This window comes from Zunongwangia atlantica 22II14-10F7 (assembly GCF_002094855.1).
GTDB lineage: Bacteria > Bacteroidota > Bacteroidia > Flavobacteriales > Flavobacteriaceae > Zunongwangia > Zunongwangia atlantica.
The window spans coordinates 22,146-37,314 of record NZ_ARYN01000012.1; the positions used below are offsets into that span (position 1 = coordinate 22,146).

At 36.3% G+C, this 15,169-nt stretch carries 14 protein-coding genes; 6 read left to right on the forward strand and 8 right to left on the reverse strand.

The genetic code is table 11. From position 1 onward, the window contains the following. Positions 1-3: 3 nt before the first annotated feature. Both IIF7_RS13430 and IIF7_RS13435 read right to left on the reverse strand, forming a co-directional pair. Positions 4-471, reverse strand: a complete 468-nt coding sequence (locus tag IIF7_RS13430) for a CYTH domain-containing protein (protein ID WP_084842215.1) — start codon at positions 469-471, stop codon at positions 4-6. Then, positions 458-1,132 (reverse strand): NAD(P)H-binding protein, encoded by a 675-nt coding sequence (locus IIF7_RS13435; protein WP_084842216.1) that lies wholly within the window; start codon positions 1,130-1,132, stop codon positions 458-460. The genes IIF7_RS13430 and IIF7_RS13435 overlap by 14 nt, the downstream gene beginning before the upstream one ends. Before the next feature lie 97 nt (positions 1,133-1,229). On the opposite strand from IIF7_RS13435, the gene dinB reads away from it, so the two are divergent. Further along, on the forward strand, positions 1,230-2,318 hold the full coding sequence (gene dinB, locus IIF7_RS13440) for a DNA polymerase IV (RefSeq protein ID WP_084842217.1): 1,089 nt from the start codon (positions 1,230-1,232) through the stop codon (positions 2,316-2,318). A gap of 99 nt (positions 2,319-2,417) precedes the next feature. Here the strand turns inward: dinB and pyk are convergent, their stop codons facing one another. The 5 genes from pyk to IIF7_RS13465 form a co-directional block, all read right to left on the reverse strand. Further along, positions 2,418-3,848, reverse strand: coding sequence for a pyruvate kinase (gene pyk / locus IIF7_RS13445; RefSeq protein WP_084842218.1), 1,431 nt, complete (start codon positions 3,846-3,848; stop codon positions 2,418-2,420). Continuing rightward, complete coding sequence (locus IIF7_RS13450) at positions 3,848-4,336, reverse strand: IPExxxVDY family protein (protein ID WP_084842219.1); 489 nt, start codon at positions 4,334-4,336, stop codon at positions 3,848-3,850. The genes pyk and IIF7_RS13450 overlap by 1 nt, the downstream gene beginning before the upstream one ends. Positions 4,337-4,452: 116 nt before the next feature. Further along, positions 4,453-5,184 (reverse strand): ribonuclease III, encoded by a 732-nt coding sequence (gene rnc, locus IIF7_RS13455; RefSeq protein WP_084842220.1) that lies wholly within the window; start codon positions 5,182-5,184, stop codon positions 4,453-4,455. Between the two features lie 6 nt (positions 5,185-5,190). After that, on the reverse strand, positions 5,191-6,444 hold the full coding sequence (gene fabF, locus IIF7_RS13460; protein WP_084842221.1) for a beta-ketoacyl-ACP synthase II: 1,254 nt from the start codon (positions 6,442-6,444) through the stop codon (positions 5,191-5,193). Positions 6,445-6,459: 15 nt separating this feature from the next. Then, entirely contained in the window at positions 6,460-6,696 is a 237-nt protein-coding gene (locus IIF7_RS13465) for an acyl carrier protein (RefSeq protein ID WP_013069791.1), read from the reverse strand. Positions 6,697-6,843: 147 nt separating this feature from the next. Between IIF7_RS13465 and purN the strand changes: the two genes are divergently transcribed. From purN to IIF7_RS13485, 4 genes are all read left to right on the forward strand, one after another. Further along, complete coding sequence (gene purN, locus IIF7_RS13470; RefSeq protein WP_084842222.1) at positions 6,844-7,443, forward strand: phosphoribosylglycinamide formyltransferase; 600 nt, start codon at positions 6,844-6,846, stop codon at positions 7,441-7,443. Between the two features lie 3 nt (positions 7,444-7,446). After that, positions 7,447-7,908 (forward strand): ribonuclease HI, encoded by a 462-nt coding sequence (gene rnhA, locus IIF7_RS13475; protein ID WP_084842223.1) that lies wholly within the window; start codon positions 7,447-7,449, stop codon positions 7,906-7,908. A gap of 83 nt (positions 7,909-7,991) precedes the next feature. Continuing rightward, positions 7,992-8,915, forward strand: coding sequence for a PfkB family carbohydrate kinase (locus IIF7_RS13480; protein WP_084842330.1), 924 nt, complete (start codon positions 7,992-7,994; stop codon positions 8,913-8,915). Positions 8,916-9,101: 186 nt separating this feature from the next. Continuing rightward, positions 9,102-11,000: an amidophosphoribosyltransferase gene (locus tag IIF7_RS13485; protein ID WP_084842224.1), complete on the forward strand. Its 1,899-nt coding sequence runs from the start codon at positions 9,102-9,104 to the stop codon at positions 10,998-11,000. Positions 11,001-11,276: 276 nt separating this feature from the next. On the opposite strand, the gene IIF7_RS13490 is transcribed toward IIF7_RS13485, so the two are convergent. Further along, positions 11,277-11,885, reverse strand: a complete 609-nt coding sequence (locus tag IIF7_RS13490) for a superoxide dismutase (protein ID WP_084842225.1) — start codon at positions 11,883-11,885, stop codon at positions 11,277-11,279. Between the two features lie 156 nt (positions 11,886-12,041). Between IIF7_RS13490 and IIF7_RS13495 the strand changes: the two genes are divergently transcribed. After that, positions 12,042-15,164 (forward strand): UvrD-helicase domain-containing protein, encoded by a 3,123-nt coding sequence (locus IIF7_RS13495; protein WP_084842226.1) that lies wholly within the window; start codon positions 12,042-12,044, stop codon positions 15,162-15,164. The last annotated feature ends 5 nt before the right edge of the window (positions 15,165-15,169 follow it).

Here is a 15,169-nt window from a genome sequence, read left to right on the forward strand (position 1 = left end):
AGTTTACCATGATTTATACGGATTTTTACTGAGTTGCGAATTGTAATATTTTGGATCTCCCGTAACCTCCTGCCCTAACCAGTCTGGCTTTTCAAAAACTTCATCTTCGGTTTCCAACTCTACTTCAGCAACAATTAAACCTTCGTTTTCACCATAAAACTCATCAACTTCAAATATATGGCTGCCAGATTTTACTAAAAATCGAGTTTTATCGATCATTCCTGGTTCGCAGAGATTTAAAAGTGCTTCAGCTTCCATTTTATCGATTTCCTTCTCCCATTCAAAACGACTTAAACCAGCTTCATTATTTTTCCCCTTTACGGTTAAAAAGGCAGTTTCATCTTTAATTCTTATACGAACGGTTCGTTGTGGATTAGTATTTAAAAAACCTTGTTTTATGCGATTATTTTGATAAGATTCTTCTTTAAAAAATTTAGATTTTACTAAAAATTTCCTTTCAATTTCTACCATCGTATTTTGCTGCGAGTTGATTTATTTTATCTGATTTAATTATGGAATCTGAATACCAGAAATTTGAGACATGCATCATCGCTTTCGCAATATTCTCAGATTTAACAGATCGATATTTCTTAAGATTCCCTACAAGGATAAAATTAAATAATTTAAAAGCATGCGTGGCAATTTTCTCAAAAAAACGCTTCTCTTCCCGGTCGCCAACAATTAATGCAGGCCTAAAAATGTAAATATTTGGAATGTTTTTTTCCATGACATCCTGTTCCATTTCACCTTTGGTGCGATTATAAAAAATACTGCTATTCGCATCGGCTCCCATAGCTGAAATTACCACAAAGCATTCTGCCCCATTTTTTTCGGCTAGCTTTGCTGCGGTAACCGGGATCCCATAATCAATCTTCCTGTAAAGCGATTTATCGGGAGTTTTTGCTTTAGTGGTACCAACACAACAAAAAATATCGTGTGCATCAAAATCCTCTTTATAATCTTCTAATTTCAGCACATCGATAAGACGTTCTTCGAGCTTTGGATGCTCTTTGCCAAATTTGCTTCTGGAAAATAACGTTATTTTTGTATAATTTCTATTCTTTAAAAGCTCTTCTACCAAATGCCGGCCTGTTAGCCCGGTTGCTCCTAAAACGATAGCTGTCTTTTCCATAATGCAAATTTTAGATCGTTCTATTAAATATAACGAAATTCATTTAGTGTACTTTCATGTTGGATTGTTTTAGCATTAAATTTGCAAGACAGTGAAAATGCGCAAGATAATTCATATCGATATGGATGCTTTTTACGCTTCAGTAGAACAGCATGATAATCCAGAACTTCGTGGTAAACCTATCGCCGTTGGTGGTAGTTCACAACGTGGTGTGGTGAGTGCCGCCAGCTACGAAGCCAGGAAGTTTGGTGTAAGAAGCGCAATGAGCGGGGTAATTGCCAGAAGAAATTGCCCAGAACTTATTTTTGTAAAGCCCAGGTTTGAGCGCTACCGGGAAGTTTCTCTACAAATTAGAAGCATCTTTTTTGAGTATACAGATCTGGTTGAACCTCTATCACTAGACGAGGCCTATCTCGACGTTACCGAGAATAAAATGGGAAACCCAAGCGCAACCATGATCGCTCGCGAAATTAGGGATAAAATAAGAGAGAAAACCGGCTTAAACGCTTCTGCAGGGATTTCGATTAATAAGTTTATTGCAAAGGTTGCCAGCGATATCAATAAACCTAATGGCCAGAAAACGGTAAATCCAGAGGAAGTTTTAGAGTTTTTGGAGCAATTGGAGATTAGAAAATTCTATGGCGTAGGAAAAGTGACTGCCGAGAAAATGTACCGACTGGGAATTTTTACCGGAAAAGATCTAAAATCGAAATCTGAAGAATATCTGGCCGATCATTTTGGTAAACACGGCCCATATTATTATAATGTGGTTAGAGGAATCCATGAAAGCGAAGTAAAACCAAACCGAATGCGAAAATCCCTTGGTGCAGAGCGCACTTTTAGCGAAAATATTTCTTCGGAAGTATTTATGCTTGAAAAACTTACAAATATTGCTGAAGAAATAGAACGTAGATTACAGAAAAGTAAAGTTGCAGGTAAAACGGTAACTTTAAAAATAAAATATAGTGATTTTACACTTCAAACCAGAAGTAAAACCATTTCTTACTTTATATCCAGCAAAGATTTGATCCTGGAAATGGCCAAAGATTTGTTATACCAGGAAAAAATGAAAGATTCGGTTAGACTGTTGGGGATTTCTCTCTCTAATTTGAATACCGATAAACCTTCAGTGAAAGAAAAAGAAGAGAAAAAGGAAGTTGTTGTTCAGCTAAAATTCGATTTTTAAAAATTACCGCTTAATTTATCGAATTTCAGCTTCAGTATAAAACAAAAAAAACCTCGAATTAAATCCGAGGTCTTTCCTTTTATAAAAATTGTTTGGGTATTACTCAATTTCAGAAACTCGAAGCGTATTTACCATTCCTTTAGAAGCAATTGGCATCGCTGCAAGATTAATTGTAAAATCTCCCTGCTCTACAAAACCACCAGTTTTTGCGATGCTGTTAATATCATCGATAGTCTCGTCTGTAGTGCTATATTTATCGTAATAAAATGCCTTAACACCCCAAAGTAAACTTAAACGGTTAAGGATTCTCTTATTATGAGTGAAAACTAAAATATGACTTTCTGGTCTCCAGGCAGAGATTTGGAAAGCTGTATATCCACTATTTGTTAAGGTACAAATTGCTTTTGCTTTAATCTCGTTAGCCATGTGTGCTGCATGGAAACAAACCGCTTTAGTAATATATCTTTTTGTACGTACGTGTGGTGGATCGTGAGGAACTTTAATTAATGGAGAATTCTCTACACTTGTTAAAATTGAAGCCATTTTCTCGATAACCTGTACCGGATACTGCCCAACAGAAGTTTCTCCACTAAGCATCACAGCATCTGCACCATCCATAACCGAGTTTGCAACATCATTAACCTCTGCTCTGGTTGGTGTTAAACTGGTGATCATTGTTTCCATCATCTGGGTTGCAATAATTACCGGGATACGTGCTTTTTTAGCCACAAGCACTAATTTCTTCTGAATTAATGGTACTTCCTGAGCCGGAATTTCTACTCCTAAATCTCCACGAGCTACCATTAAACCATCACAATAGGCAACAATTTTTTCGATATTCTCTACACCTTCAGGCTTCTCGATCTTCGCAATGATTGGGATTTTATATTCTGTATGCTCCTTAATTAAATCCTGAAGTTCTATAATATCTTTTTCGTGTCTTACAAAAGATAATGCAATCCAATCTACCTCTAAACTACAAGCAAATTTTGCATCTTCAATATCTTTCTCTGTAAGTGCAGGTAACGAAATATTAGTGTTTGGTAAGTTTACTCCTTTTTTAGATTTTAAAGGTCCTCCCTGAATAACTTTCGCTACAACTTCGTTTTCTTTATTTGTGCTAACAACTTCAAAAATCAATTTACCATCGTCTAAAAGAATACGCTCTCCTTCGTTTACATCTCTAGGAAAAGCATCGTAATTCATATAAACGCGCTCCTTAGAACCTTCAAACTTTTCTCCTGTAGCAAAAACAATTTGATCTCCTTTAGCAACAACTACGTCTTCTTTCATAGTTCCTACACGCAATTTAGGCCCTTGTAAATCGGCCAAAATCGCAGCAGTAAAACCTTCTTCTTCATTAAGATCTCTAATCATCTGCACACGCTCTCTAACATCATCATAATTAGCGTGAGAAAAGTTAATCCTGAAAACATTTACCCCTGCCTGGAGCATTTCTTTCAAGGTGTCTTTAGAACTTGTTGCCGGCCCTAAAGTGGCAACTATTTTTGTCTTCTTATTTGTTGGCATTATTCAAATATTAGATTTTGTTTGGATTTTAATTGATCCACATGGATCTTGTAGGCAGCCTGTACCTGGGGAATGCGACCTATTAGATTCACCAATCGATGAACCTGTTGATCTTCTATGTTTTCTTCTATCTTCAAAAAAAAATCAACTTTTTTGTATTGCGGAATAAGGTTTACCTCTAAAGGTCTTACCTCTTCTTCCAAAAATAAAGTACCAGCGTTTAATATCTTTCTGGATTTACCTTTAAATTTATTGCTTACAAGGCTGTAATCTCTATAATTAGCTAAGTCTTTGTACGTAAATAAAGCATACATGGCCTGCGCGTCTTTGTGATTAAAATCGACATCAAAGCGGCTGCGCATTAACTTTAAACTCAAAAAACGGTTTAGCAAAAAAGCCATTTTATATGGCTCTAAATTGGCATAAATTCCGATTAATTTAAAGTCATCTTCTTCTACATCATCCAGCAACATTTTATGTGCTTGCATGCTAAATCAACTTTAAGGCTAAAGATAAAGTTTCGATGACAAAAATAAAGATTTAAATTGATTAATTTTCATAATTTTTCACGAAAACGTTATAGTTATAGCGAATATGACAAAAATTAATTCATTTTATTTTGAAGTGCATAATATGCCCTTTTTGATGCTTTTTCCTCTGCTTTCTTTTTAGAAGTTGCCCTGGCTTTAGATATTACTTTTTTATCAATCCACAATTTCACGGCAAAGTGCTTCAATTCATCTCTACCTGTATCTTCGTAAACCTGATAATTAAATTCCTTTTTTTGCTTTTGGCACCACTCTATTAAAAGACTTTTATAGCTTATTACTCTTCCTTCAAGAGTTTCGATGTCAACATAAGGCTCAATCACTCTATTATAAATAAACTTATTGCAGTAATTGTAACCTCTATCCAGATAAATTGCTCCTACAAGAGCTTCAAAAATGTTTCCGTGAATATTAACTCCAAATTGATCGTTAGGAATATTAGATTTTACAAATCTTATAAGATTCATATCCTTTCCTAATTCATTAAGATGTTTTCGGCTTACGATCTTAGATCGCATTTTGGTAAGATAACCTTCGTCTCCCTCTGGCACTTCCTGATAAAGATGCGAAGCAATAACAGAGCCTAACATAGCATCTCCTAAAAATTCGAGACGCTCATAATTAATAGGGTTTCCCAGCTCGTCCTTGATATTTAAAGATCGATGCGTAAAAGCACGCTCGTATATATTAAGGTCTTTGGGACGAAAACCAAGTAATTTATGAAGAGAATTAAAAAAATTCCCGCCCTTAGAAGAACGGGAATTTAATATGTTTCGAATAACACTCATTAAGAGTTACTCTGTTAATTTTCTAAATGCTACACAGGCATTATGCCCGCCAAACCCAAACGTATTACTCATTACGATATTTAGTTCTCGTTCCTGAGCCTTATTAAGGGTTAAGTTTAACGAAGAATCGATATTCTCATCAACATTTTCGTGATTAATTGTAGGTGGCACTATACCATGCTGCATGGCAAGTACACTTGCAATACCTTCAATCGCACCGGCAGCACCAAGAAGGTGACCCGTCATCGATTTTGTTGAATTGATATTAATATTCTTCGCGTGATCTCCAAAAACTTTAGTAATTGCTTTCAACTCGGCCACATCCCCTAAAGGAGTAGAAGTACCATGCGTATTAATCGCATCTACATCTTCAGGCTTTATACCAGCATTTCTTAGACAGTTTTCCATCACTCTAACAACACCGTTTCCATCTGGATGCGGAGCCGTCATGTGATAAGCGTCTGAAGAAAGACCTCCTCCAATTACTTCAGCATAGATTTTTGCGCCTCTTGCTTTTGCGTGCTCATACTCTTCCAATATAAGCGCACCGGCACCTTCACCTAGAACGAAACCATCACGAGTTGCATCAAAAGGTCTTGAAGCAGTCTCTGGGCTATCGTTTCTGGTAGAAAGGGCATGCATGGCGTTAAATCCTCCCATTCCTGCAATAGTAACAGCAGCTTCTGATCCTCCTGAAACTATCACATCGCTATATCCTAAACGGATATTATTTAATGCGTCTATCATTGCATTGGCTGAAGAAGCACAAGCTGACACCGTGGTGTAGTTAGCTCCCATAAAACCATGTTTAATAGAGATATTACCAGGAGCAATATCTGCGATCATTTTAGGAATAAAGAAAGGATTAAATCTTGGAGTTCCATCTCCCGCCGCAAAGTTAAGCACTTCGTTCTGGAAGGTTTCCAATCCACCAATCCCGGCACCCCAGATTACACCTACACGATATTTATCTACCGCATCTAGGTCTATTCCAGAATCTGCGATAGCTTCATCTGAAGCTACCATGGCATATTGGGTAAATTTATCCAACTTCCTAGCTTCTTTCCTGTCGAAGTAGTCTAATGGATTAAAATTTTTGAGTTCACAAGCGAATTTTGTTTTGAACTTTTCGGGGTCGAAATGCGTAATAGGGCCACTACCACTTTTACCATTTACCAAGCCGTCCCAATATTCGCTAATATTGTTACCGATTGGGGTAAGGGCACCCAAGCCCGTTATTACAACTCGCTTTAACTCCATATGGATCTTTTAAATTTATTTTTTCGCGTCTTCAATATAAGAAATTGCTTGACCAACTGTTGCGATATTTTCAGCCTGGTCGTCTGGAATCTGGATATCAAATTCTTTTTCGAATTCCATGATTAATTCCACAGTATCTAATGAATCAGCACCTAAGTCGTTGGTGAAGCTTGCTTCATTAACAACTTCGTTCTCATCAACACCTAATTTGTCAACGATAATCGCTTTTACTCTTGATGCAATGTCAGACATAATATTTTATTTTAATTTTGATTAGGTGGCAAAAATAAAAAACTTTATTTTAAAACCGATTTTTACTTTAAAAATGTGAAGGTAATTTACATATTTTTCGATGAAAGAGGTTAACTTTATCTCCTAATAATTGTTAATAGCCTTGTTTTGAGTGATCAACCAAATAATAGTAACGTAAGAAAAATCGTAATATTTGCTTCCGGTTCAGGTTCAAATACCGAAAATATTATACGGTATTTCGAAAATTCTGAAAATATTAAGGTAGTTGCGGTCTTCTCGAACAAACGAAACGCCAGAGTTTTGCGCCGTGCTTATAATTTAGATGTACAGGCCTTACATTTTGATAGGGATTCCTTTTATCATTCCAACGAAGTATTACATGTCTTAAAAGATATCGATCCAGATCTAATTGTTCTTGCTGGCTTCTTATGGATTGTACCTAAAAACATTATCGAAAATTTCCCTAATCGTATTATTAATGTCCATCCCGCCTTATTACCTAATTATGGAGGAAAAGGGATGTACGGAATGCGGGTACATGAGGCTATAATTTCTAATAAAGAGAAAGAAAGCGGTATTACTATTCATTTTGTAAATGAACATTATGATGAAGGGGAGCATATACTTCAGGCTAAAACAAGCATAGAAGAACATGACTCTCCTGAAAGTTTGGCTTCCAAAATCCACGAATTAGAGCATCATCATTTTCCTTTGGTGATAGAACAATTACTACAAAAAGACTCCTAAGCATTGCAGGAACAGGTTAGAATTTATACTGATGGAGCCGCCCGTGGCAATCCCGGGCCAGGTGGCTATGGTATAGTTATGGAATGGGTGGGTAAATCCTATAAAAAAGAATTTGCCCAGGGTTTTAAGCATACCACCAATAATCGTATGGAACTTTTAGCGGTTATAGAAGCATTAAAAAAACTTAAAAAGCCTAATCTTAATATTAGAGTATTTACAGATTCTAAATATGTAGCCGATGCTGTAGAAAAAAAATGGGTTTTTGGGTGGGAGAAAAAGAACTTTAAAGATCGTAAGAATGCAGATTTATGGAAAGACTTTTTAAAAGAGTATCGCAAACATAATGTCTCGTTCACCTGGATAAAAGGCCATAACAACCACCCACAAAACGAAAGATGCGATGCTCTGGCGGTAAAAGCTTCTAAAGAAAAGGAGCTATTAGAAGATGAGGGTTTTAAAAATTAACCTTATACATCTTCTAATTTAACTTTTGGTTTACAGCTTGAAAAACAAACCGTATATTTGCAGCATAATTTTTGAATGCAATTATGAGCAAACTAGTTATTGTAGGAACTGTAGCCTTTGATGCTATCGAAACTCCTTTTGGAAAAACCGATAAAATTCTTGGTGGTGCAGGAACTTACATAGGCCTTTCGGCTTCAAACTTTAATGTAGATAGTGCAGTAGTCTCTGTGGTTGGTGGTGACTTTCCTCAAAAATACCTGGATCTTCTTTCTTCAAAAGATATCAATATAGATGGTATCGAAATTGTTGAAAATGGGAAGACATTTTTTTGGAGCGGTAGATATCACAACGACTTAAATTCTCGCGATACTTTAGATACGCAATTAAATGTACTTGCAGATTTTAATCCTGTTGTTCCAGAATCTTATAGAGATGCAGAATACGTGATGCTTGGAAACTTACACCCGTTAGTTCAGCTAAGTGTACTGGATCAGGTTAAAAACCCAAAACTTGTAGTCTTAGATACTATGAATTTTTGGATGGATAATACGCTGGAAGAACTTAAACAGGTAATCGCTAAAGTAGATGTAATTACTATTAACGATGAAGAAGCCAGACAACTTTCTGGTGAATTCTCTTTAGTAAAAGCAGCTAGAGTGATCGAGAAAATGGGACCAAAATATGTAGTTATTAAAAAAGGAGAGCATGGCGCTTTACTTTTCCATGACGAGAATGTATTTTTTGCCCCTGCTTTACCTTTAGAAGAAGTTTTTGATCCAACCGGCGCAGGTGATACTTTTGCTGGCGGATTTATTGGCTATTTAGCACATACAGATGATATTTCTTTTGAAAATTTAAAGAATGCTATAATTTATGGTTCAAATCTTGCTTCGTTTTGCGTAGAAAAATTTGGAACCGAACGCATGAAAAATCTTTCTGAAGAAGAAATAAACACGCGACTGGAAGAGTTTAAAAAACTCACACAGTTTAAGATAGCGCTAAAATAAATAAACACGCCCTGTAATTTCAGGGCTTTTTTTGTTACTAAAGTAACTCAGTATCGCTTAGCAAAGAATCGATATTGAAATAGAAAATTAATTAAGAAGCACCCCGTCCCGGCATACGGGATTAGGACAGCATTAAAAATCTCGATTATCGAGTAAACAAATCCCACAAGGAGCAACAATACAACTATGAGTGACGCCATTAAACACGAATGTGGAATTGCACAGGTTAGACTGTTAAAACCACTTGAATATTACAAAGAAAAATACGGTACTGCTTTTTACGGCGTAAACAAAATGTACCTGTTAATGGAAAAACAGCATAACCGTGGGCAGGACGGTGCTGGTTTTGCCAGTATTAAATTAAACGTTCAGCCCGGGGAACGTTACATTAGTAGAATTCGTTCTAACCAGGCACAACCAATTCAGGATATTTTCGAGCAGATTAATCAGCGTATTAACGACGAGATGAAAGAACATCCAGAATATGCCGATGATGTTGCGCTTCAAAAAAGAAAGATCCCATATTTAGGAGAACTTTTCTTAGGCCACGTTCGCTATGGTACATTTGGAAAAAACAGTATTGAAAGTGTTCACCCGTTTTTAAGACAAAACAACTGGATGCACCGTAACCTAATTGTTGCAGGAAACTTTAACATGACCAATGTTAACCAGCTTTTTAATAACCTGGTTGAACTTGGGCAACACCCAAAAGAGAAAGCAGACACCGTGACCATTATGGAAAAAATTGGTCACTTTTTAGATTCTGAAGTTAGAAAATTATACAAAAAATTAAAGAAAGAAGGCTACAGTAAACAAGATGCTTCTCCGCATATTGCAGAGCAGCTTAATGTTGCCAAAATCCTTAAAAAATCTTCTAAAAACTGGGATGGCGGTTATGCTATGGCTGGCCTAATGGGACATGGAGATTCTTTTGTACTTCGTGATCCTGCAGGAATTCGCCCATGTTATTATTACAAAGACGACGAAGTTGTAGTGGTAGCTTCAGAAAGACCGGTAATTCAAACTGTTTTCAACTTAAATTTTGAAGATATTAAGGAGCTGGACCCAGGGCATGCCATTATCACTAAAAAGAACGGCGATGTTTCGATCACTAAGATCATCGAACCACTAGAAAGAAAAGCCTGTTCTTTTGAGCGTATTTATTTCTCTAGAGGAAGTGATGCTGAAATTTATAAAGAGCGTAAAATGTTAGGTAGATTACTAATGCCTGAAGTACTTAAGGCCATTAATTATGACACCATAAATACAGTTTTCTCTTTTATCCCTAATACTGCTGAAACTTCTTTCTACGGAATGGTTGAAGCCGCACAGGACGAATTAAACCGCCAGAAAAACGAAGCGATTTTAGCTGAAAAAGAAAACTTAACCGATGAGCGTCTTCAGGAAATTTTAGCCCATCGTTTAAGAACCGAGAAAATCGCTATTAAAGACGTAAAGCTTAGAACTTTTATTACTGAAGATAGTAGCCGTGACGATCTTGTAGCACACGTTTACGATGTAACATACGGGGTAATAAAGAAGGATGATAATCTGGTAATTATAGATGATAGTATTGTAAGAGGTACTACTTTAAAGAAGAGTATCATTAAAATGATGGATCGTCTTAACCCTAAACAAATCGTTGTAGTTTCTTCAGCTCCACAAATTCGTTACCCAGATTGTTACGGTATCGATATGGCCCGCCTGGAAGATCTTGTAGCTTTTAGAGCAGCTTTAGATTTACTTAAAGAAAATGGTAAATACGATTTAGTTGAAGAAGTTTACAACAAGTGTAAACAACAGGTAAACCTTAAAGATAAAGACGTTCAAAACTTTGTAAAAGAGATTTACGAACCATTTACAGACGAGCAAATTTCAGAAAAAATATCTGAGCTATTAAGCGAGCCAACTGTAGAGGCAGATGTAAAAGTGATCTACCAATCTGTAGACAATTTACATAAAGCCTGCCCTAAAAATCTTGGGGATTGGTACTTCACGGGAGAATACCCAACTCCTGGAGGAAACCGAGTTGTAAACAGAGCATTTATAAACTTTTTTGAAGGAAATAAAGATAGAGCTTACTAAAAAATGTATTTCAACTATTTTATAGGTCTTTTATCTAAAAGTTTTTAAACGAATAAGCAATATATCTATATTAGTCTTGCCATAAAATTTAAGTAGGTTAAGTTCATGGTAGATTTGGGGCAAAAAAGGTGGATAACAATCCGCCTTTTTTATTTTATATACTTTTCTAACTGTCCAAATTAGCTAATTTCAGCACTAATTTTTTTTACCCTTATAAATCAAAAAAGGCCGTTCTTACGAACAGCCTCTCCCGAACTTTAACAATTAATTACTTAACTATTTTTCTTTTGCATAGCGACTTGCTACTTCTTTCCAATCGATCACGTTAAAGAATGCATCGATGTAAGCAGGACGCTTATTTTGATAGTTTAGGTAGTAAGCATGTTCCCAAACATCTAATCCTAAGATTGGAGTTCCGCCACATCCAACTTCAGGCATTAATGGATTGTCCTGATTTGGAGTAGAGCAGATTTCTAATTTTCCACCGTCATGAACACATAACCATGCCCATCCTGAACCAAACTGAGTAGCTGCAGCGTTAGAAAATTCTTCTTTAAAAGCTTCAAAAGAACCAAAAGCACTATCAATAGCTTCTGCTAATTCACCTTCTGGCTTTCCACCTCCATCAGGAGACATAATTTCCCAGAATAATGAGTGATTGTAAAAACCACCTCCATTATTTCTAACGGCGCTATTAGAAAGGTCTAAATTTTTAAGAATATTCTCGATAGTTTTACCCTCAAGATCGGTTCCTTCAATTGCTCCGTTTAATTTTGTGGTGTATCCAGCATGATGTTTATCATGGTGAATTTCCATTGTTTTTGCATCTATATGTGGCTCTAACGCATCGAATGCGTATTTAAGCTCTGGTAACGCAAATGCCATAGTCTTATATTTTTTTAGCGATTAGTAATAAATTCACTCAAATTTAAGTATTAAGCCTTGCAATGGAAACATTTAAATGTTATAAAATACTTAAAAGCTTAGGCTATTATAAAATCAATTTTACCTTACCTTTAAATCACACATTTATTTTCAATCTTGGCTAATAATTTCACTATATACAACGCTTCCGCAGGATCGGGTAAAACTTTTACGCTTGTAAAATCGTACTTAAGTTTACTTTTTAAATCTGGTAAGACAGATAGCTATAAAAATATCCTTGCCATTACTTTTACGAATAAGGCAGTAGCCGAAATGAAATCTAGGATCGTTGAAAGTCTTTATGCTTTCAATAAAAATCCTGTCCCTGAAAGTTCAAGAGCGCTCTTAGAAGCTGTTGCAAATGAAACAGAACATACTACGGAAGAAATTCAGCAAAAATCGGTCGCAATTTTAAAGAATATCATTCATAATTATGCGGCTTTTGAAGTTTCTACGATCGATGGATTTACACATCGCGTACTAAGAACCTTTGCCAAAGATCTTGGTTTGCCCGTGAATTTTGAAGTAGAATTGGACACCGATAAAATCCTGAACGAGGCTGTAGACCGCCTAATAAATCGTACCGGAAACGACGAAAAACTTACCAAAGTGCTGGTTGATTTTTCACTGAGCAAGGCCGATGATGATAAAAGTTGGGATATTGGTCGGGATTTGTTAGAAATCGCTAAACTTCTGGTAAACGAGAATAATCAATTTTACTTAAAACAGCTTCAGCCAAAAACGCTGGAAGATTTTGAAACTTTCAGCAAAAAACTGAAACAACAAATCAAAAATAATCAGGCTGAAATTGGTCAAAAATCAGATCAATTTTTTGAACTGATCGCCGATAGCGGAATTGACCCAACAGATTTTAGCGGACAATATTTGCCCAAGCATTTTCTGAAATTAAAAGCCAACGAAACACCAAATTTCACTTCAAAATGGATAGAAAAACTGGAAATCGAAGGTATTTTACCGCTAAAAAAAGGAAAAATGGCACTTGGCGATGCCATCGTACCACAAATTCTAGATCTATTTATTCAGACTAAAAAACTATTTTTCAGTTTAGAGTTTTATACTGAAATCGGCAAACGTCTTACTCAGCTTTCATTATTAAATGCCCTAAATCGAGAAATTCAGGAAATAAAAGAAGAGCGTCAAATTCTTCTAATTTCAGAATTTAATCCAATGATTAGCGCACAGGTGAAAGACCAGCCTGCGCCGTTTATCTACGAACGTTTGGGAGAGCGTTATCAGAATTATTTTATCGACGAATTTCAGGACACCTCGCAAATGCAGTGGGAAAATCTAATTCCGCTTATCGACAACAAACTTTCGATGGAATCTCTACCTGATGAGACCTCGAGCTTAATGCTGGTGGGCGATGCCAAGCAATCGATCTATCGCTGGCGTGGCGGTAAAGCCGAACAATTTATCGATTTAAGTAATGAGGGCAATCCATTTCAGATCGAAAAACAGGTTTTTAATTTGCCTGATAATTATCGAAGCGCTGCCGAAATTGTGAATTTCAACAACCAGTTTTTTGGTTATGCGGCCGATTTTCTTGGGCAACCAGAATACAGCAAACTTTTTAAACAAAGTGCCCAAAATCCTAAAAAATCGGGCTCGGGTTATGTGAATATTGGGTTTATTGAAGCTGAAAATCGTGAAGAAGAGCAGGAAGTGTATCCTGAAAAAGTGATCGAAATTATTAACAATCTTGATGCAAAGGACTTTAAACGATCTGATATTTGTATCCTTACCCGAAGAAAATCTGAAGGTGTGGCAATCGCCTCTGCTTTAAATGAAAAAGAGATTGATCTGGTTTCTTCTGAAACGTTATTGATTTCTCGTTCGCCTGAAGTTCATTTTATCTGTGACCTTTTAAAATTTTCGATCACTCCAGAAAATAATGAGCTCAAATTATCGATTTTCGGGTTTCTGCAGGAATATTTATTGCGACTTGAAGATCCGCACTCGGTAATTTCAGCTAAGATTAGTGAAAACGGAACCGATTTTTTTAGCTGGTTACAAGATTATGAATTCGATTTTAACCTCGATTTTTTAAATGAATACTCGGTTTACGAAAGTTGCGAATACATCATTAGAAGTTTTGGGCTGGTAAAAGATTCGAATGCTTACATTCAGTTTTTCATGGATTTTGTTTACGAAACTACTCAAAAAGATACCGAAGGAATTCAGGGATTCTTAGAAATTTGGGAGCAGGAAAAGGAGAAACTCAGCATTATCGCTCCGCAGCAGGAAAACGCGGTAACGATCATGACGATTCATAAAGCCAAAGGACTGGAATTCCCTATTGTAATTTATCCTTTTGCAAATTCAGATTTTAAAGACACACGAAAAGATTCACTTTGGGTACCAAATGACGGAAACCTAAATGATATTCCGGTAAGCTACATCAACGCTTCATCCAAAATGGAAAATTGGGGCGAAATTCCCGATGCTTTATACACACAGTTACTTTTTCAGAATGAATTAGATACGTTGAATGTGCTGTACGTTGCCTGTACACGCCCTATAAAACAGCTCTATATTTTATCGAAACTCGACCTGGATCGAAGCGGTAATGAATATCCCAATAAAACTTCAGGATTACTTATTGGTTATTTAAAGCGAAATGGCATTTGGAACGACGAGCAATCAAATTACGAATTTGGTGAAATAGATGCTCCAACTTCCGAAGAAAAAGAAAACTCAGGCATCGCTTTACAACATTTTTATTCTTCAGCAACTCAAAATCAGGCGGTAAATATTGTAACCAGATCGGGAAGCCTGTGGGATACCAAACAGCAGGAAGCGATCGAAAAAGGGGAAATTATCCATGATCTTTTAGCTGAAATTAATACCGAAAAAGATCTAAAACCGGTACTTAAAAATGCTATCGCAAACGGAGTTATTGCTGAAGAAGTCTCAGATAAGATCGAATCACTTTTACAAAGTATTATTACCCATCCAGAGCTTGAAATTTATTTTTCTGAAGCCGTAAAAAACCATAACGAAAGAGATATTATCACTGAAAATGGCGAGCGATTACGCCCAGATCGCTTAAATTTTGACGGCCAGTTGGTAAGCGTCATCGATTATAAAACCGGTGCTTTTGATGCTAAACACGAGCGCCAGATCAATAATTACGGCGAAACGCTTACAAGAATGGGATTTCAGGTTGATAAGAAAATACTTGTGTACACAAACAAAGCGATTTCCCTTCGGTTTGTTTAAAAGAG